The organism is Bacillus sp. FJAT-22090, from assembly GCF_007676755.1.
Classification (GTDB): Bacteria; Bacillota; Bacilli; order Bacillales_A; family Planococcaceae; genus Psychrobacillus.
Genome location: NZ_VEBK01000002.1, coordinates 198,536 through 215,241 on the forward strand (window position 1 = coordinate 198,536; position 16,706 = coordinate 215,241).

Annotated in this window: 40 protein-coding genes; 10 read left to right on the forward strand and 30 right to left on the reverse strand. The window is 30.1% G+C overall.

Features of this window, described 5'->3' with window-relative positions; translation table 11 throughout:
- Positions 1-141 precede the first annotated feature (141 nt).
- The 30 genes from FS486_RS03650 to FS486_RS20375 form a co-directional block, all read right to left on the reverse strand.
- Positions 142-1,155 (reverse strand): tyrosine-type recombinase/integrase, encoded by a 1,014-nt coding sequence (locus tag FS486_RS03650; RefSeq protein WP_144509906.1) that lies wholly within the window; start codon positions 1,153-1,155, stop codon positions 142-144.
- A 288-nt stretch (positions 1,156-1,443) separates the two neighbouring features.
- The gene (locus FS486_RS03655; protein WP_186321335.1) at positions 1,444-1,635 is read right to left on the reverse strand and encodes a hypothetical protein; all 192 of its coding nucleotides are present in this window, start codon (positions 1,633-1,635) and stop codon (positions 1,444-1,446) included.
- Positions 1,632-2,057 carry a Spx/MgsR family RNA polymerase-binding regulatory protein gene (locus FS486_RS03660; RefSeq protein ID WP_144509908.1) on the reverse strand — a complete coding sequence of 142 codons (426 nt, stop codon included), beginning with the start codon at positions 2,055-2,057 and terminating at the stop codon, positions 1,632-1,634. Before FS486_RS03660 ends, FS486_RS03655 begins: the two co-directional genes overlap by 4 nt.
- 218 nt (positions 2,058-2,275) lie before the next feature.
- The gene (locus FS486_RS03665) at positions 2,276-2,638 is read right to left on the reverse strand and encodes a hypothetical protein (protein WP_144509909.1); all 363 of its coding nucleotides are present in this window, start codon (positions 2,636-2,638) and stop codon (positions 2,276-2,278) included.
- A gap of 113 nt (positions 2,639-2,751) precedes the next feature.
- Positions 2,752-2,946: a hypothetical protein gene (locus FS486_RS03670; protein ID WP_144509910.1), complete on the reverse strand. Its 195-nt coding sequence runs from the start codon at positions 2,944-2,946 to the stop codon at positions 2,752-2,754.
- A 19-nt stretch (positions 2,947-2,965) separates the two neighbouring features.
- Positions 2,966-3,205 carry a hypothetical protein gene (locus FS486_RS03675; RefSeq protein WP_144509911.1) on the reverse strand — a complete coding sequence of 80 codons (240 nt, stop codon included), beginning with the start codon at positions 3,203-3,205 and terminating at the stop codon, positions 2,966-2,968.
- A gap of 61 nt (positions 3,206-3,266) precedes the next feature.
- The gene (locus FS486_RS03680) at positions 3,267-3,857 is read right to left on the reverse strand and encodes an HNH endonuclease signature motif containing protein (RefSeq protein ID WP_144509912.1); all 591 of its coding nucleotides are present in this window, start codon (positions 3,855-3,857) and stop codon (positions 3,267-3,269) included.
- A 109-nt stretch (positions 3,858-3,966) separates the two neighbouring features.
- On the reverse strand, positions 3,967-4,197 hold the full coding sequence (locus FS486_RS03685; RefSeq protein ID WP_144509913.1) for a hypothetical protein: 231 nt from the start codon (positions 4,195-4,197) through the stop codon (positions 3,967-3,969).
- A gap of 104 nt (positions 4,198-4,301) precedes the next feature.
- Complete coding sequence (locus FS486_RS03690; RefSeq protein WP_144509914.1) at positions 4,302-4,595, reverse strand: hypothetical protein; 294 nt, start codon at positions 4,593-4,595, stop codon at positions 4,302-4,304.
- Positions 4,596-4,632: 37 nt separating this feature from the next.
- The gene (locus FS486_RS20005) at positions 4,633-4,779 is read right to left on the reverse strand and encodes a hypothetical protein (protein ID WP_186321336.1); all 147 of its coding nucleotides are present in this window, start codon (positions 4,777-4,779) and stop codon (positions 4,633-4,635) included.
- A gap of 32 nt (positions 4,780-4,811) precedes the next feature.
- The gene (locus FS486_RS03695; protein WP_144509915.1) at positions 4,812-5,078 is read right to left on the reverse strand and encodes a hypothetical protein; all 267 of its coding nucleotides are present in this window, start codon (positions 5,076-5,078) and stop codon (positions 4,812-4,814) included.
- Between the two features lie 75 nt (positions 5,079-5,153).
- The gene (locus FS486_RS03700) at positions 5,154-5,387 is read right to left on the reverse strand and encodes a hypothetical protein (protein WP_144509916.1); all 234 of its coding nucleotides are present in this window, start codon (positions 5,385-5,387) and stop codon (positions 5,154-5,156) included.
- 14 nt (positions 5,388-5,401) lie between these two features.
- Positions 5,402-5,599, reverse strand: a complete 198-nt coding sequence (locus FS486_RS03705) for a hypothetical protein (RefSeq protein WP_144509917.1) — start codon at positions 5,597-5,599, stop codon at positions 5,402-5,404.
- A gap of 46 nt (positions 5,600-5,645) precedes the next feature.
- Entirely contained in the window at positions 5,646-6,023 is a 378-nt protein-coding gene (locus tag FS486_RS03710; protein WP_144509918.1) for a hypothetical protein, read from the reverse strand.
- Positions 6,024-6,066: 43 nt separating this feature from the next.
- The gene (locus FS486_RS03715) at positions 6,067-6,276 is read right to left on the reverse strand and encodes a hypothetical protein (protein WP_144509919.1); all 210 of its coding nucleotides are present in this window, start codon (positions 6,274-6,276) and stop codon (positions 6,067-6,069) included.
- A gap of 133 nt (positions 6,277-6,409) precedes the next feature.
- Positions 6,410-6,667 (reverse strand): hypothetical protein, encoded by a 258-nt coding sequence (locus tag FS486_RS03720; RefSeq protein WP_144509920.1) that lies wholly within the window; start codon positions 6,665-6,667, stop codon positions 6,410-6,412.
- A gap of 181 nt (positions 6,668-6,848) precedes the next feature.
- Positions 6,849-7,046 (reverse strand): hypothetical protein, encoded by a 198-nt coding sequence (locus FS486_RS03725; RefSeq protein ID WP_144509921.1) that lies wholly within the window; start codon positions 7,044-7,046, stop codon positions 6,849-6,851.
- 60 nt (positions 7,047-7,106) lie between these two features.
- The gene (locus FS486_RS03730; RefSeq protein WP_144509922.1) at positions 7,107-7,349 is read right to left on the reverse strand and encodes a hypothetical protein; all 243 of its coding nucleotides are present in this window, start codon (positions 7,347-7,349) and stop codon (positions 7,107-7,109) included.
- 134 nt (positions 7,350-7,483) lie between these two features.
- Positions 7,484-7,684 (reverse strand): hypothetical protein, encoded by a 201-nt coding sequence (locus FS486_RS03735; protein ID WP_144509923.1) that lies wholly within the window; start codon positions 7,682-7,684, stop codon positions 7,484-7,486.
- Positions 7,685-7,703: 19 nt separating this feature from the next.
- A complete protein-coding gene (locus FS486_RS20370; protein WP_260858006.1) occupies positions 7,704-7,829 on the reverse strand; it encodes a hypothetical protein in 126 nt (41 codons plus the stop codon).
- Positions 7,830-7,920: 91 nt separating this feature from the next.
- A complete protein-coding gene (locus FS486_RS03740; protein WP_144509924.1) occupies positions 7,921-8,121 on the reverse strand; it encodes a hypothetical protein in 201 nt (66 codons plus the stop codon).
- A gap of 63 nt (positions 8,122-8,184) precedes the next feature.
- Complete coding sequence (locus FS486_RS03745) at positions 8,185-8,439, reverse strand: hypothetical protein (protein WP_144509925.1); 255 nt, start codon at positions 8,437-8,439, stop codon at positions 8,185-8,187.
- Positions 8,440-8,465: 26 nt separating this feature from the next.
- A complete protein-coding gene (locus FS486_RS20010) occupies positions 8,466-8,612 on the reverse strand; it encodes a hypothetical protein (RefSeq protein WP_186321337.1) in 147 nt (48 codons plus the stop codon).
- A 421-nt stretch (positions 8,613-9,033) separates the two neighbouring features.
- Positions 9,034-10,494, reverse strand: coding sequence for a DEAD/DEAH box helicase family protein (locus FS486_RS03750; protein ID WP_144509926.1), 1,461 nt, complete (start codon positions 10,492-10,494; stop codon positions 9,034-9,036).
- A gap of 402 nt (positions 10,495-10,896) precedes the next feature.
- Positions 10,897-11,685 carry a hypothetical protein gene (locus FS486_RS03755; RefSeq protein WP_144509927.1) on the reverse strand — a complete coding sequence of 263 codons (789 nt, stop codon included), beginning with the start codon at positions 11,683-11,685 and terminating at the stop codon, positions 10,897-10,899.
- 71 nt (positions 11,686-11,756) lie between these two features.
- Positions 11,757-11,933 (reverse strand): hypothetical protein, encoded by a 177-nt coding sequence (locus FS486_RS20015; RefSeq protein WP_186321338.1) that lies wholly within the window; start codon positions 11,931-11,933, stop codon positions 11,757-11,759.
- A gap of 388 nt (positions 11,934-12,321) precedes the next feature.
- Positions 12,322-12,468: a hypothetical protein gene (locus tag FS486_RS20020; protein WP_186321339.1), complete on the reverse strand. Its 147-nt coding sequence runs from the start codon at positions 12,466-12,468 to the stop codon at positions 12,322-12,324.
- A gap of 15 nt (positions 12,469-12,483) precedes the next feature.
- On the reverse strand, positions 12,484-12,873 hold the full coding sequence (locus FS486_RS03760; protein ID WP_144509928.1) for a hypothetical protein: 390 nt from the start codon (positions 12,871-12,873) through the stop codon (positions 12,484-12,486).
- Between the two features lie 142 nt (positions 12,874-13,015).
- Positions 13,016-13,405 (reverse strand): SprT-like domain-containing protein, encoded by a 390-nt coding sequence (locus tag FS486_RS20645; RefSeq protein ID WP_395940833.1) that lies wholly within the window; start codon positions 13,403-13,405, stop codon positions 13,016-13,018.
- Positions 13,384-13,509, reverse strand: coding sequence for a hypothetical protein (locus FS486_RS20375; RefSeq protein ID WP_260858007.1), 126 nt, complete (start codon positions 13,507-13,509; stop codon positions 13,384-13,386). The genes FS486_RS20645 and FS486_RS20375 overlap by 22 nt, the downstream gene beginning before the upstream one ends.
- 607 nt (positions 13,510-14,116) lie before the next feature.
- Here FS486_RS20375 and FS486_RS03770 point away from each other — a divergent pair.
- The 10 genes from FS486_RS03770 (at position 14,117) to FS486_RS20035 (ending at position 16,589) form a co-directional block, all read left to right on the forward strand.
- Positions 14,117-14,326, forward strand: a complete 210-nt coding sequence (locus tag FS486_RS03770; RefSeq protein WP_144509929.1) for a hypothetical protein — start codon at positions 14,117-14,119, stop codon at positions 14,324-14,326.
- A 141-nt stretch (positions 14,327-14,467) separates the two neighbouring features.
- Entirely contained in the window at positions 14,468-14,653 is a 186-nt protein-coding gene (locus FS486_RS03775; RefSeq protein WP_144509930.1) for a hypothetical protein, read from the forward strand.
- Positions 14,654-14,707: 54 nt separating this feature from the next.
- The gene (locus FS486_RS03780; RefSeq protein WP_144509931.1) at positions 14,708-14,896 is read left to right on the forward strand and encodes a hypothetical protein; all 189 of its coding nucleotides are present in this window, start codon (positions 14,708-14,710) and stop codon (positions 14,894-14,896) included.
- A 40-nt stretch (positions 14,897-14,936) separates the two neighbouring features.
- Positions 14,937-15,155 (forward strand): hypothetical protein, encoded by a 219-nt coding sequence (locus FS486_RS03785; protein WP_144509932.1) that lies wholly within the window; start codon positions 14,937-14,939, stop codon positions 15,153-15,155.
- A 42-nt stretch (positions 15,156-15,197) separates the two neighbouring features.
- A complete protein-coding gene (locus FS486_RS03790; protein ID WP_144509933.1) occupies positions 15,198-15,416 on the forward strand; it encodes a hypothetical protein in 219 nt (72 codons plus the stop codon).
- 26 nt (positions 15,417-15,442) lie between these two features.
- Positions 15,443-15,568, forward strand: a complete 126-nt coding sequence (locus FS486_RS20380; RefSeq protein ID WP_260858008.1) for a hypothetical protein — start codon at positions 15,443-15,445, stop codon at positions 15,566-15,568.
- Between the two features lie 103 nt (positions 15,569-15,671).
- Positions 15,672-15,833, forward strand: a complete 162-nt coding sequence (locus tag FS486_RS20025; protein WP_186321340.1) for a hypothetical protein — start codon at positions 15,672-15,674, stop codon at positions 15,831-15,833.
- 72 nt (positions 15,834-15,905) lie between these two features.
- Entirely contained in the window at positions 15,906-16,142 is a 237-nt protein-coding gene (locus FS486_RS03795) for a hypothetical protein (RefSeq protein ID WP_144509934.1), read from the forward strand.
- A gap of 2 nt (positions 16,143-16,144) precedes the next feature.
- Positions 16,145-16,297 (forward strand): hypothetical protein, encoded by a 153-nt coding sequence (locus FS486_RS20030; RefSeq protein ID WP_186321341.1) that lies wholly within the window; start codon positions 16,145-16,147, stop codon positions 16,295-16,297.
- A gap of 121 nt (positions 16,298-16,418) precedes the next feature.
- The gene (locus FS486_RS20035) at positions 16,419-16,589 is read left to right on the forward strand and encodes a hypothetical protein (protein ID WP_186321342.1); all 171 of its coding nucleotides are present in this window, start codon (positions 16,419-16,421) and stop codon (positions 16,587-16,589) included.
- The last annotated feature ends 117 nt before the right edge of the window (positions 16,590-16,706 follow it).

Genomic DNA, 16,706 nt, shown 5'->3' on the forward strand with positions numbered 1-16,706 from the left:
ATAATATCAATAATATATTTTTGAATCAATTTCAATCTCTCTAAAATTAATTCTATCACTAACAATCTCAAAAATCCAATCAATCTAACTATATTTCTCATTAATTGTAAAGCTTTTTTGTCGAATTTTGTCGAATATATATCAAATATTATCTTTAAGTTTAAGATTGAGTATAAATAATAGTTCCTTAGGCATAGTTTTTAGAGTTTCAATCAAAGTTTTGTAATTAACTTCCTTATATAAATCATGATTAAGATTTTTCTCAAGACTAAAATAGCCTGTCATTTTAGTCTCAATTTCCTGAAGATAAATTTGTGTAGTTTCAATTTTAGAATGTTTTCCTTTTGCTTGTGCATCTCTAATGTTTCCAGTCAATCTGAAGGTATTGTTTACAGAAGTCTTTTTGAATGAATGAAACACATAATTGCGATCTTCATGTTTCAATAGTTTTCTTAATCTAGTCATCATATCTGTAATATTCTTCTTACTTAAAGTAAATAAATTCTTCTGATTCTCAATTCTTATTTCAGAAATCATTTCATTGTATAATTCTCTATCTATAACTTCTATATATTCTACATTTCCTTTTCCATATCCATTTACGTAAACTATATTTCCATCTGGCTTAAACTGAGACCACTTGAGATCGATTATCTCTGAAGCTCGTAATCCTAGTTCTATAGCCATCATTACTGCCCATTTCTTTTCGCTTTGTTTATGTTTTTCAAACTTCTCTATTGCTGATAAGTATTGCTCTACAACTTCCATTGGCATAACATCGTAACTTTCCATTTTATTCGGAAGAGATTTAATTAATTCAAAGAAGCTGATATCTATATTAATAATCTTTCTTGCTTTTAGGTGTTTATATAATGATCTAATGCAACTACTGTTCCTGTTTATTGTCCCATTTGCTAATGTTCCATATAACGAGTCTAAGAACGCTTTAAATGAATCGTAATCAAGCAGCTCTAGCTCCTCATCTAATATTGTATTTATTTTTTTATTAAATATTGCCTCTAAAAATTTATTTATATCTCCTCGATACGATGCAGTAGTATCCTCTGATCCTTTAGAGTACTCCACTAAGAAGTCCTCAATTGCTTTCCCCGCTTTAGTTTGAAATTGTGATACGTTTGATTGTAATGCAACCATGAATAATCAATTCCTTTCAGCTCTATTTTAAAGTTTCTGTTATGTTTAATCTGTTAAGGATGTTTCGAACCTTGTGACAAGAATACAATAGTGTTATGCTGCTTTGCTTATATTCTTGTCGCAAGGTTCAAAAGTGAACCTTCGCTTTTATAATTTATATTTATCAATTGGCTAGTGGATTTGTTGATACTTCTATTATATGCTATAGAAGTTATTTTATTCACCTACAATCATTTATTTTTATAGTTTATTTTTGTTACTCTAAATTTTGTGAACTGTTATGCAGTCTTAACATTCATTGTTTCTTTTCTTAATTGCTTGATACTTATTATTATCAACTTTAAAAGTTAATTCAAGCAACTTCGATTCAATCATCACATAACCACTTTCTTTTCCTTCTGGCTCTACAAACACATAGACTGATTCACCACTACCTAGTCGCTTTAAATCGTTTTTCAGAATATATAGATACTGACTCAACATATAACCTCCTGCATATCAAATTGTTTCAGGATTTCCATAAAACTACTTCTGCGTTCAGCTTTACTTTTTAGCATGGCAACACTTTCTTCATGGAATCCAATTAGCGTATTATTCTTTGCAACTGCAATAGGTGCTTTGATAAGTCTAGGATTTTCAATGACTAGCGCATGAAGTTCGGTAAGTGTTAATTCCTCAAAGTCAATTCCTTGTTGTATTAATTCAATGTAAGCATTTGATCTTAGAGAAAGTATATCCTCTACACCATTTTCTGTATATAATAGAATTTCAGACAATTGCTCCCATGTCAAAGACTCATGATCCATGTTTTGCTCCACATAAGGTATTTTATTCTCGATAAGGTGTTTCTTGAATTTTCTTGAAGATGTATTACTAGTTGCTGTGTATAGTTTTACAGTCATTATTGCATCCTCTTTTCTGTTTGTTATATTATATTCATTTTATCATAACTTATTTATGTTATCAACTATTTATTGTAATAATTCACTAATGTTCATCCTCTATTATGTTTGGCGTGTGTTATGTAATGCCTTACCTTTATCTAATACTTATTATACAACTGTATGAGATAAAAGTAAAGCTATATTCATCATATTTTTATAATTTATTTATGTTGTTTCTAGTCACCTACTCTTTTCCAATTTCCATCTGAATTTTTGTTGTATTTTCCTGTTTCAAACGATCTTGTATTTAATACTATCTGTAATGCTGTTTCTGTCTCTCTATGAATTCCTTGGTACTTCTTATATAACTCTGTACTAAGTTCTTCATAATCTAATCTAAGTTGTCTCATTAATTCATCAGCATCAATCTTCTTACCTTCTATCAGCTCATAGATGCTGCTTAAAATGTCTGTGCTTCCATATGGTTGTGCACCATCAATGGCAACAGAACCATATATGTTAGAAGTCTGATTCCATGTGATAAGCAAATTACTTAAAAGTGTTAAATGATCTTCTGTGAGTATAAATGTTTGATTCATCTTTCCACCTCCTTTCTACATTTATAGCTTACTCATGTCACCCTAATTATATACACTTTATTATAATAACTTATTTATGTTGATTAAAAGTTATTTTTTGTTCGAGTAGTGTATTATACTAATACTTTTACATCAGTAGAAGAAACAAGTAAGTCACGTTTCTTTTCCTCTAGTCCTTCAATAGTATTAAACCAATACAATCCTTCAGTTCCATGTTCAGAAACAAAGCCTTTTAATCTCATGTTCCCAAGTAAATATAATGCTTTTCTTTTATTCTGGTCACTTAACACAAATCTAAAATCATTCATGAAATTCCTCCTAGTATTATTATAGTCTCTCCCATTCTTCAAAAGTATAAGTGTCATAAGCCCATGCATCGTCATTTTGCACCTTGTCAATTTCTAAATCAAAATTAAAATTTTCACTAGTTACATCTGGATATGCATAAGTTACAGTTTTATTAGTAAGATTAATATAAAAATGTTCTCCTATTTGATCGTGCTTTAATTCTCCATATATTTCATGTTTACCAACAGTCTTAGCTCTCTTCATTTCACTAATAGTCATTATTCTCGCCTCCTTATCCTATAAATCTCTTCTTTTGTTTGATTATAAATTAATAACTAATTCATGTTAAATATATTTTATAATCTTTATTCAACCATTTATTGATCTTCAGTAAACGTTCCTTTGAATAGGTATCTGCTGCAACAAACCATAACTCTAGTTCAAAATTGTGCTTCTTGCTATTGCATGATCTACATGCTGGAATACAGTTACTTAAATCATTCGCTCCCTGGTGGTCTGCGTGGTCTTTGTGTAAATTATTCTTGTATTTCTCTTTTGCTTCTTCCTCGCTTATACCACAATACGCACATGAGTAATCGAAATACTTTTTACAGTCTTCCCACTCCTGTTTTGTAATCTCATGACTTTTGTTCACTGACCTATAAAGATTATATTCTTTAATTTTATCTTTGTTATTCCTTTGCCACTCTAAAACCTTCCCCTCTCTGACCATCTTCTTATTTCTTTCACGTTGTTTAATTTTAGCATGGTCTGAAGTTTGATATTTTCTTAGTGTTTTTCGATATGACTCTGGATTTTCCGCCTGCCATTTGGACGCTCTTGTTTTTGTGCATCCCTTGCATTCTGAAAAGTAGTAAATATAATTTCCTTTTGATTTACTTGATTTATTTTGTGAATAGAATTCATTCAAAGGCTTTAGAATTTTACATCTGTTGCATACCTTACTCTCCTCTAATTTTTTTATGGTTCTTCCTCTCCTTTATCGAATGCAATGCTCATTTTATCTGCAAGTTAAATAGTTAAATATGCTTGATTGTTAAACTGTTTCTATCAATTCTACCAGTAGTCAACAACTCAACTATGTCAACCGTATCTAGCTGTACAATAGAATAACCTTCTCCTCTATCATTGTAAGCATGATACTCGTCTCTTCCTACATTTTCAATGGTGCACACATGAAATGGATCATTTACATTATCAATCTCCACCTCAAACAAGTTTTTGCCATTAATATTAATCTCCTTGCTCATTTTAATCTTCTCCATTCTATTTTAGTTTTTTGTCCTCTGCAAACGTTTACCTATCACGTTCTTGTTGGCACTTCTTATAAAAGATAGATTTTATCGTAACCCTATTATCTCCATCCCATTAAATATAGTAAATTATCACACCAATTTCTAGCTGGAACATACTTACCATATTCCTCAGATGACTTTATCCATCCATAAGCCCATCCATCCCTTGTAGAGAATTTTTTAATTGTCCTTCTTAATTGAGTGTTCTCCATATATCGCAGATTAACATTAACTCTTGGTGTTTTCTCAATAAAAGCAACTCTATTTCCTGGATTAGTATGGTCAGTTCCTTTTATCGCTCTATATGAGCAATGTTCATCATCAATCCAATTAGTTAACTCCTTGAATGCCATTTGTTATCCCTCCTTTTAAGTTAAAATCAACATTTTATCAATAAACCCATTCTTCTCTTACGGTACATTCTTCTGCATTTACAATAATATAGCCTTTTTCTTCTGCAAATTTATACGCATCATCTAGGTCTTCATAATATCTGAAATAATTATTATCAAATATCACTTTATATGCTTTAATCATTCACTATCATCTCCCTGTATAAAATTAGAATTTCATCCTTCAATCAAGTTTAGATTTTCGTCATAACTATTTGGATCAGCTCCAGGAACGTCCCAACCAAACATGCTCCCGCACATCATAGCTTCAATTATTCTTACATCATAAACACCGATTTCTTCATTTAGTTCATAAGTAGACTTATTCTTCCTTTCGTCCGTAATCGGGAAATAACCGCTAGTCCCTTTCACTATTTGAATCAATTCTTCAGTAACAGGATGTTCAGCATAACAATATCTTGGCAATTCTATAACTTTACTCATTTTAAATACCTCCTAATTTTATTTTATTTTATTATATCAATTTTGAAATTCATATGAAACCATTCTTTCATTTAATTAAAATTTAATATCCCATTGATTCAAAAAATCTCGAATGTCTGATTCAGTGAACAAAGTATTATATTTTCTTGAAGCTAATGAGTTATTTTCTAAAGTAATACACTTAATAGTATTTATATCAGTAGTGTTGAATGCTTCTTGTAAAGTCCTACGATCTATATTCAATAGATGTATGGCTTCTGGATTAGTGTGATAACTTGTATAGTAAACAATTGTAGCGTGTTGAGTCATTTATAATACCTCCTTTATCTATCGATCCATTCTTGATTTTCAATATATTCCCCTGCACCTAAATACTCCACAATTTGCCCTACAACCACATGATCTTTGTATTGATATAACCTCTTTGCTTCAGAAATAGCCTGTTCTTTCGTTTCAAATGATTGTTCGCTCCAGCCCCTACCATCTAAATTTGCAAAAGTCCATTTACCGTTGTTCGACATAGTTTATTCTCCTTTTATAATTTATTTATATTATGAAAACATTATTTCATGTGTAAATTTTCCCTACATACTTTTGCCACTCTCTATTCTTTTCGATGTAATAAATAGCATTCTCAGTAAAAATCAATTTTGAACCTAAAAGAATCTTGTGCTGTAAGTATTCATATTGAGAAGAATCTATATAGATAATTGAATCATTGTTTAAGTTCTCAGCAATTACCCACTCAGTACCAGCATTGTATAAATAACTTTGATAAGATTTTTCGAAAGTTAGTTCATCAAAATTCTTACTTATCTTATCTGGAAAGTCCATCCAATCATGAGTGTGTTGAAAACCATTTTTACAAAAATCATTAATTCGTACTATCGTTTCTTCTATATTTATTTCACTCAATACATAAGATTCTTGTGTATTATTTATCAATGTCACCCCTCCATTGAAACCGTTATTTTACTTGATGTTAAATTTAAAACTTTTTTACATAAATAGCTTTATATATCCTATTAATTGTATTGTTATCATCAACAAATATATCTCTAGATTCATTTCTGCTACAATGAGAAAACGCTGAGTCCTCACTATGATAAGCCCCATCCACTTCTCCATCCTTAAATGTTAAATAAATGTGTTCCTCGTGAAAATCAAAATTGTCTTCAGTTTGATTGTAATTGTTCATCCTTATTCTCCTCTATATCCTTATATAAATTCGTTCTTTTAATTGATTCTTTTGTTCTTTCTAATCTATTATTTGGTAACTGACTATCTGCAAAAAGAGACTCTTTAAACCTTTCTTTAAGTTTAACAGATTACTACAATTCTGAAATATTTTTAACCACTCTTGCCACTCCACCCCAGCTGGGAACATAAGGCTCGCCATGTTCGTATGGTATTCCGTAACGATAGTGTAATTCAACTTCTCCTGTATCAATATTTACAAGTAAGTACCTACTCTCATCCCAACTTTTGTACTCACTTTCATTGACAAAGCCACCTTTGTTAAGCTTGTTATCGACAACCATGCATCTTTGACCATCTTCAAATATAAATATGTTTCCTTTTAAAGCCATAGTGTCTCTTCCCTTCAATATTTTCTCGATATTTTATCTAATAAAGTATTTTAAAATAATATACTATTCTCTAAACCTTGTTTCCCCATGTTTGTCGCTCTTCATTATCTCTTAAATCCGTTGTTTTAATACCCATTTAATCGGTTCACTTTCCATTAGTTCCAGATTCTTATATTAGTAATTATTCAACCAGATCAAACCAGTCTTTGTACGAAAGTCCATTACGATTTATTTCTTTAGCAAATGACATTTCTCTATTAGCGTCAGTAATAATTACGAAGTCTTTTTCCTCATCTCTAAACACTGGATAAGTCTTTCCTGCTGTAATTGCAACTCCAAAAATATTCTCTTCTCCTGTATGTGCGATTAATATTTTCATTTTAATACTCTCCATTTCAATAATTTATTTTTGTTATAGTCTTAATACATAAGATGAATTTTATAGCAAGTTGTTCTCTAATGCATATTTTAGAACAAACGCTTCTTCTTCACTGCTTAAATATGAAGTGTAATTTGTTTCATTGCATACCATTAAAACATCTGTGCCATTTTCACTTTTCCATATTTCAATAGTGTTATTTTCAAGCTCGCTATCTTTAAAGTCTGCCGAAAACTTAATTTCTTCTAAACCTTCGTCCTCAAAAGATTCTGTATGCAAGTAAGTAAGCTTATTAAATTTCATTTTAATTATCCCCATTCTAATTTTTGTTTTATTCGATTCTGTAAACCCTTGGTTTTCCTATGTTTTCAGGCACTCATATTGCAATAAAATATCGTATTTATTCGATTATGTTCAGCTCGATTTTGCTTTTTGTTTTAATCGATTGCCACTTGAATGAATGACTCTGCATCTTCGTTATACAATGGCGTAATAGTAATTAATGGCGGTTGTGCTTGATCTCTATCAATAAGAATATTGCTGGTGCTAAATTTGATTACCACTTTCTTTCCTTGTTCAGTGTATCCCTCTCCTGTGAATTCAAAATCTTTTAGTATTATGTCTTTTTCATATTCCATCTTTAATGTGCTCCTAACATTATTTGTGTTCAGCTTTATACTTTTCAATTGCATCATCTATAATTTGATTAGCTTCTTTACTTGTATAACCATGTAGCATTAACTGGCAATACCATATTAAACGTTCTTTTGCGTCCAAATTCATTCTCCTTTTTGATGTATAGTTTTTGTCTAGTGTTTGTTGTCATTTATATTTAATTCTCAGCTCGATTTTTCTCGATCTGTTATATGATTATTCACTGTCCATAAACCTTAAACCATTTATTTGCCACTCCGTATTCGAAATGTAGCGTCCATCCATTATTGACTAAGAACTTGACACCAAACTGACTGAAATGAGCTTCTACAACCTCACCAATATTTATTTCTGAATAATCCTCTTCATATAAAGATGTTTTAATTTTAACTGTATCTACACATTCTAATTTTACATTCATTTTCCTGACTCCTTTTTTGTCTACTTTGTATTTCGATCTAAAACTTAATATTACTTAATATTCTTAATTGAAACTGTAAAGCAATTCAAGTTTATTCAAGTTGCAATTACCTTGTTTAAATTGTGAATCCCAATATCCACACTTGAAATTTCTACTTGTAATTTGTTTGCCTGCTTTATTAATCCCAGTAGTATATAAATACCCATTTTCATCTTTGTGTAAAGATACAGGAATTAATTTTGAGAACTTTAAATTTCCTTCTACAATTTTCTTTTGCTCTTCAGTGATGTTCAATTCATTAATGTTTAGGTTATTCATCTTTCATGTCCCCTTTTGTTTAATCATTACCACTCTCTACCGTTTTTCACTGCTTCTAAATTTTCTTTTGCTTGCTTGATATAATCTTCTTTTCTCCAATCGTTTTCATAAAAGCTGATTACTTTTTCCAATTGTTTTTCATAGTAATTAATTAGTTTTTCTCTTTTGTTCATTCTAATCATTCTCCTTCTGTTTGTTTTATTTTAATAACTCACTTATCTATTATCTTTATTATACACCAACCACATTTAATTGCAACAATTATTTTTAATATTTTAATAATTTATTTATGTTTATTTTTAATTTGTTTCCTTCTATATATACGACTGGAATTATCGTGTTTCAACTCCTTTGCTTCTTAATGTATTGTATGTGCTATTACTACTTATTATACCACCTTAAACTAAAAAGTAAACACCTATTTGATAATTTACTTATGTTAATTGTAAACATCAAATAGGTGCTCTAGATTATAATATTAAATTAGATGTTACATGAACAAACGCTTTAGCTTTTGTGAATGCAAAAGGAAACATGTTTCCGTTGGTGACAAATACTGCGTATACCTATCTATTAAGCTTGACGGAAAAATTGTCACTTATCAATTTGATGTATCTCCCAATAACGTTCACTGTTACTTCTTTTAGGCAAAATAATATACTGCAATCCAATCATTTCTAGTCCACCATTTAGCTTTTTGTATCCTCTTTGCTGCTTCCCATCTACTCTAAGATCAATCTTACCTATTAATTCATTCTGTTCTGCTTTATAAAGTCTTTTCCCGACTAAGCTTGCAAGATAGCTCTCTAGCGTTTCCTTTGATACTAAATCTTCGTAAACTATGCTTGCTTTTACATTCAGAACATCCTCCATGTACGTACGATAATTATCTTTGTTATTGTAGTCTTTCATTTTAATCAACTCCTGTAACTGTGTAACCATTTTGAAGAACATGACTTCATTAAGCTTTAATTCCACTTCGCTCTCACTTCCTATTGATTCATTATAAATAATCCCAGAAGCATTTTTATTATCCATTCTGTAATACTTGTCTGTATATACCGTAGCCCCTAGTTCTCTGAATAGGTTAGCTTCTTCTATCTTCTTACTTATTTTCGTTTCTTCTCCACCTAGAGACTGATTGCTAAACAGCTTTAAAACTAGAGTTATCTTTTCATTTTCCTTCAATCGCTTTCGTCCGATACATTGTAATAGCGTGCCTGTGTCTCTTATATTGTCACAAAGTATTATTCCTAGCTCATCATCATGTATGTTTACCCCAGCTTCAAAAACAGTAGTAGTAATTAAAACCGTTTCTTCAAAACGTTCATTCTTTAGCATTGTATTAATTTTCTCTTCGTCTACAAAGCTATAATACTTGTTGCTCTTACTACAATTGAATAACGTCCGATCCTTGTATCTGTTGTGCAACTTGAAAGCTAGTGCAGTATCATTGATAAAGAATATCGCTTTTTTGTTTCTTGTTATAGCCATATTCATGTAATGCTCTAGTGTTTCTTCATAGCGGTAAAACTCCATATGTTTAATGAAATCAAATTCTAATGGTAGTTCATAATCAATTGTTTGTATGTGCTTATGCTTGTTTAAATACTTCTTCATGTTGTCGCCTGTAGCTGACATGAATATTCTTACTTTGTCCTTTTGTTCTAATATTGCATTAAGAGAAATATCAGTAAACTTAGTCCAACTATCATCGAAGAAATGATGAAATTCATCACACACAATATACGAGTATTCGCTAAAATCAAAATCAACTTTATTCTTATCTTTGTTTTGAGTGCCAATGTATTGATAAGTCTTAATTTCAATTACATCTGTCTTTTCGTCTCCTTCAATTTCCATATTGAATTGTGATACACAGTTCTTTCTATGAATCAGCATGAGGATTTTCTTTCCTTCTTCTTTAGCTATCTCATATAAACCATTCTTAATGAAATAACTCTTCCCTTTACCTGTTCCTGCTTTTACAGTAATAACATCACCATTGTTCCAAAACTTAATGTCTTTGGACGTAATTAACTCTGACACCTTCATTAACACACTTCCTTAATATTTTTTATAGTTTATTTATCAGACACCTTATAAGATTTAAGATGCCTGCCTAGTAATTCATTTTTTTCATATACCCAATAAGGATATCCACTCGTTTTATTTACTCCCTTATCAAACCATCTAACATTGTTATCATTAAGGTACTTTCTAAGCTTGCTGCTATAACAGTAAAAAACATCATTTTCTTTTTGCATTGTAATTATTCCCTTCCATTTAACATTAGTCCAAACATGCAAAAAAGTATAAGGACAGAATTATCCCTATACTTATACTATAGTCTCAAAAGCCATTTTTATCAACAAACATTTTAGTTATTCTTATAATTTATTAATGTTTGGTCAAATTGTTGTTAACTGATAACATAATAATGATAATTTACTCATCTTATTGGAATCGTTCTTTGTTTGATAGTAGCTCCTGTTTAATTTCATCATATTCTTTGCCAATTCGCAAAAGTGAAGCCATAACCGTTTCAACTTCTACCACTTTACGTAAGTCTTCTGTAGTCAAAGAATCTCTAAGCTGATCCTTCTTCTCCAATCCGTAAATGACTCTCATTTGTGCTGCTGTGCAATCAAATAAAGTTTTATACACCAGGTTGGTGAAAGTAGGATATTCAAAACCTTTCATATCACCTTTAAAGAATTGCTGGATTGAATCAGTCAAACGTCTGCGCTCACGTTTAGACAGCTCTCTTTCTACTGCCCATTCACGCTGCTTCTTGTCTGATACTTCTTCTACATTTAATAAGTAGTTGCGTATGCTTCTAGCTACTTCTGATTCAGTTAGCAACATTCCTAGTCGTAATAGACCTCTACGGTTTAATAAGGCTAAAGAATTAACTCCTTTATACAGAAGTTCACCTTGAACCTCTGTCTTAAACTCACTTAACACCTTGCCTTTTAAAACTCTCATTTCCTCATACTCGTTAAATTCATCTCTGTGTCGTTTTACAATTGTTCTGATTGTGTCTGCTGGTACATTATAGTATTCTGCTGCCATTTCTGTAGTAGCTTCAAATTGACTTCCTAATAATGAAATTGTCTTAACCTTTTCTAGTACATCATCACGATAAACGTTTTGATCTCTCATTGTTCTACTTTCGATAAGTACCATTTCATTGCTTTCTGTTACTTGTGCTACTAATTGGTCTTTGTTCTCTTTTTTAACCATTTTCTCATACCCTTTTTAATATATTTATGAATCGCAACTTGTAAGAAGCGTTTACATACTACTTTATATTATTATGATAATTTATTCATGTTGTTTTGCAAATTGAATGGATCGTGATTGATTGCCTTTATGATACCATTAGCTTCATAAATCCTAAAAGCTGTCATAATGATATCCATATCATGTCTAATGGATTGCTTTATGGCTTCTTTGTTGTTATCTACTTTAGCTTCATTAACAATTATCATATAAGACTCCTCCTACTCTCCGTTCAAATGCTTCTGCTACCATTGAAATCGATTCAATACCAGTTTAAACATTCGACTGCGATAATATTGTATTTCTTATGTATAGTGAGGTAACCGATTGCTACCTCTAGTTACATTCGAGTGCTCATTCCGTACAAACTGATCGATTGCTACACTTAGTGTAGTCTTTTTATAATAATATGAATGAGTCCAAAAACAGTTTTCGTGTTTGTAGTAGTCTCAGTACTCGAATGTATGTTGCTTATGATTTAGTTGTTTAAATCGTTTGTATTTCTTATCTGTCTTTATAATAACATGTATATGTTTGGTGTGCAACTAATATGATTGTATTATGATAGTTTATTTATGAATTGTTGCTGAATGCTTATTAAAACAGCGTGACAGCTAGTGTTATCAACGTTGCAAGGCTATAAGGAACATAAAACCATATGCGATCAGATGTGCATATTTCTTCTGGATTGTCTGAAATGAAGTAGTATTCGATATTGTAGATGGATTTTCTGATTAGTTTCATTTGTGATTGCTCCTTTTAGTTTGATATTAGTTTCATATATGCTTTCTTATATTCCCTTTGGAAATTGCTACTTTTGCTTTGTGGATTTCCGTTTTTGTTATTTTGACTTTGTATATGAGAAGTTTTGATATTTGAAATGTGCTTACGTCTAAAGTAACTTTTGATTTCTGCAAAATGATATTGTGATACCGCTTGAAAACCATTGAGTATGTTAATTTGATGTGCAAGCTGCAAAGCGTTGAATAGGTTTGATTGATTGAGTAGATGATCCATTATATGCTGTGTAGCTTCATCGTATGAATCGAAGCTACAAGGTGACGTATTAGTGCGTGTATGAGCGTTTAAATGTGTAGCCTGACTGTGTGCATGTTTAGATGTGTATTGATTGTGCTGGATAGTTACCATTAGCGTATTCTCCTTTTAGCTAAGTTAGTTTGATTGATGCTTAGTGTATCTCTTTAGTTTATATTATAGTTTATGTATGTAGGAAGTCTTCTAGAACCTCCATTGTATATTATTTAATAGATATTTAATAATTTATTTATGATTAGACTAATTGCTTTCTTCTGCCTACATAAGTTAGATTATGTTTACATCGTGTGCAGTATTTAGGAGTGATTGTCTGTAGGTATACATACTCGTTACAATTGCATTGATACACTCTAACGTTTCTTTCTATCCTGAAATCTATTTTGTTGGTCGATACGGCGTTATGTTTTATTATTTCTGATTCAAAGTGTTCTTCTCCATCCCTGTATGGCTTCTTTTTCATAAATAAGGCATAATGAATACATTCATGTTTGATCGTCTTCTTTATATCATCCAACTTGCCGTACTGCAAAAACTTTTTAGAGAACTCTAATTTCACTGGTCGCATGTTGTTCTTATTATAGAAGAATACTCCTAATGTGCTGCTTAATCGTGAATTGATAGCAATTGGATGATTAGCTCCATTTGATACGCTCTCCTTAGAAACCTTCTTGCATATTTTTCAATTTGTTCATGATCCATTTGTAATTCATTATCCACTTTGCTTACCATTCTTATCTCTTCCCTTCTACTTCATATTGTTGTTTATGTAGTTTGGTTTGGCTTAATTTCATATTAGCTTAACAATTAACATAAGTCAACTATTATAATGTAAAATATATATTTTTAAATGTTGATGAGTTAAACGTGATTGTGCCCTCCCCCTTCTGTATCTGATTGGTTACTGCATGAAGAGTTGAAAAAGTCCCAGCTCGAAAAAATTTTTGCTGTTATAGCCAGCTCGATTTTTTGATTGCTGTTATATGAGTTTGAGATATGAGGCAACCTCTATATATGATGTATGTGTATAGTAGCCTAGACGGTCTGATAATGATCGTATTAGGATAATGAATAGAATGCCATATACTTTTTATTGCTTATAATAGGAAGAAACACTAAAAAGCATAGTGAGATACATTCCAGTAGATATAAATCAACGCTTGATACAGCAATGTTTTTGCTATGGTATTATGCTTACTGTTTTAAGTTTCTTCCTATTAAAAGAAAACAATTAAACAGATACATGAATAAAGTTTTATAATAATGTATATTAGGTATTGCAATTGCGTATATTAGTTGTATAATAAGATTAAGAGTTACAAACAAGGAGGAAAACAAAATGGGTGAAACAACTTTATACATTGAAGAAAATGGACGTATGCTACTTTACAAGCGTGTAAACAGATATGATATGAAAATCATGCAAGATATAGCGGTTAGGGAATTTGGCAAGCCTAACAAGATCAAATACAAAGAAGTAAGCAAACGTGTATTAGTATATGATGATAGAACAATTCATATCATATTTGACGATACAGTAGGATATTAAGGAATTAAAAACAAATTGAAAATAACATAAATAAGTTATTAAAATGTATTGTATAATAAAAATAAATATGCTACAATAGATTTAACAGGTAAGGAAACGAAAGATTAAACAAAAATAACTTATTAAAAAGGAGAATGAAAAATGGAAAACACTTATTATTTTGAGGTAGAAAATCAAGAAGTATTAACGATTAGAACCAATGCAAACGAGAGGCAATGGAAACATCTTAAAGAATATCTAAACAATGAAATTAAAGACCATTCAAAAGAAAACATCATTAAAGAAATAAAAAGCTTTAGAAATATCTTAGAAATAGAAATCGATTAAAAATACTATTTTATAGGATTAACCAAAATAAGATATTAAAAGGAGAATGACAAAATGGGATATTCAAATTATGAGCTAACTGGTTATGTGGTAAATGAATGTATAACTATTTGTCCATCATGTGCAGACAAATTAAATTTCAATACGAATGAAGCTACACCAATTTTTATTGATACAGAAACAAATGATACTTGCTCATGTGAGAATTGCAAAGATGAAATAGAAACAAATGTAGTGTTTTAAGTTACTTAATAAAAATAAACTATTAAAAGGAGAAAATAAAATGAGAAAAGAATTAAAAGAGAAAATCACAGAGGAAAATAAATATTATGACTTATTAACAAATAATCCACAATACAGATTACAAGGCTATTCTATGGAACAGAAAAAAGTTATAGTAGGTATTATAAAAGGCAATCCAAAAGAATACAAACAAGAAATGGATCATCTTAGTTTTGAATATTTCGATACATGGAAAGAAGCGTACTTGCAACTATCTTAATAAACATCAGAACAAAATAACCTATTATAAAGGAGTATTGAAATGACATTAAAAGTAGAAATAAACAAGAATACTGAAAAAGCTATACAAATAGTATTAAGTAGTTGGGACAATAATGTTGAAAATGCAATTAGTGATTTAATCGAAGTATATAACCGTAAAGATATAATCTTTAAAGATGAAATGGAATGCTTACAGGAACAACCTTTAGACTTATTAGTTAATGCAATTAGAAATGGCTATACATTAATAAACGAATAATACAAATTTAAAAAAGGAGAATGAAAATGGATGCTAAAGAACGTTTAATATGGTATTGCCAATTGGTTTTAAAAGGATATACAAGCAATGAAGCTAATGAAATAATTGATGAAGCGATTAAAGAGTACAAAGCAAAAAATAACAATCAATAAAAACAGTAATTTATATGACAAAACTAAATTATAAATAGAATGGGGAATAATTAAAATGAAAAACAACAAAATACCAAGGAAATTTGATCTTATAGTAGGCAGAATGTTAATTGACACAAATGTAAATATAGCAAACGATATTGTTCATATTTCTAAAAATGATAATGGGTATTCAATGTTTAATACTAGAACAAAAGAAAATGCTCATATGTTTGTTAGCATGTTAAGGAATAGTGAAGTATTCGAGTTAGTAAGTATCAATTAATTAACCGATAAAAAGTAAATTGTATTCGATTGATAAGATCACAAAAATAAATTATAAAAGGACGGATAAAAGATGACAGAGCAAACAATCAAAAGGATATTAGACGTTGACGTTGACGGTTTAAAAGGTTTAGTAACATACACAATCAAAGAGATGTATGATTTAATTGACGATGAAGGTTTTGGAACAATCGAATTTAAATTAATTGATGAATTTACAATGACTTTTAGCGAGATTAGTAAAGAAGAAAAAATACAAGGGCATAGCATGAAAGAGGAAATATATAAAGAGTATGGAATAGAAGAATAAAATTGAATGGAGTTGAGGAAATGGAAGAAAAACTAAAAGAATTGATACAGAGAACTAACTATATTTATGATTTAGAAGATACTCTAGAATGGATTCTTTACAACAAAGAAGAACTACTAAAGATTCTATTAGAAGATAGTAACAATATCGAATAAATTACATCTTTCGTTTTAAATAACATGAATAAATTATTATAATAATGGTTGTATAATAAATAGAAGTATGATACAATAAATATAGGTTAAGAAATAAGTTATCAAAAGGAGATTAAAACAAATGAAAGTTTACGTAGTATCAGTAATATTCGGCAATAACACAAGTAAAATTAAATATGCTGGAATTGATAAAGAAAAAGCATATTCTTTTACTGGAAATGAGAAATATACAATGGTAGTAGAAACTTGGGAAAATGATCAACTAGTTGATACTGAAATATTTGAATATTAAACAAGTCGAAACGTTCCCTTCCCTCCTTCTTCTATTGGGAACGTCAAGTAGTAATACTACTTCTGATGAGACTAGAAAAGATCATTAGTATCCGTCCAGTGTAATACAATACATAAC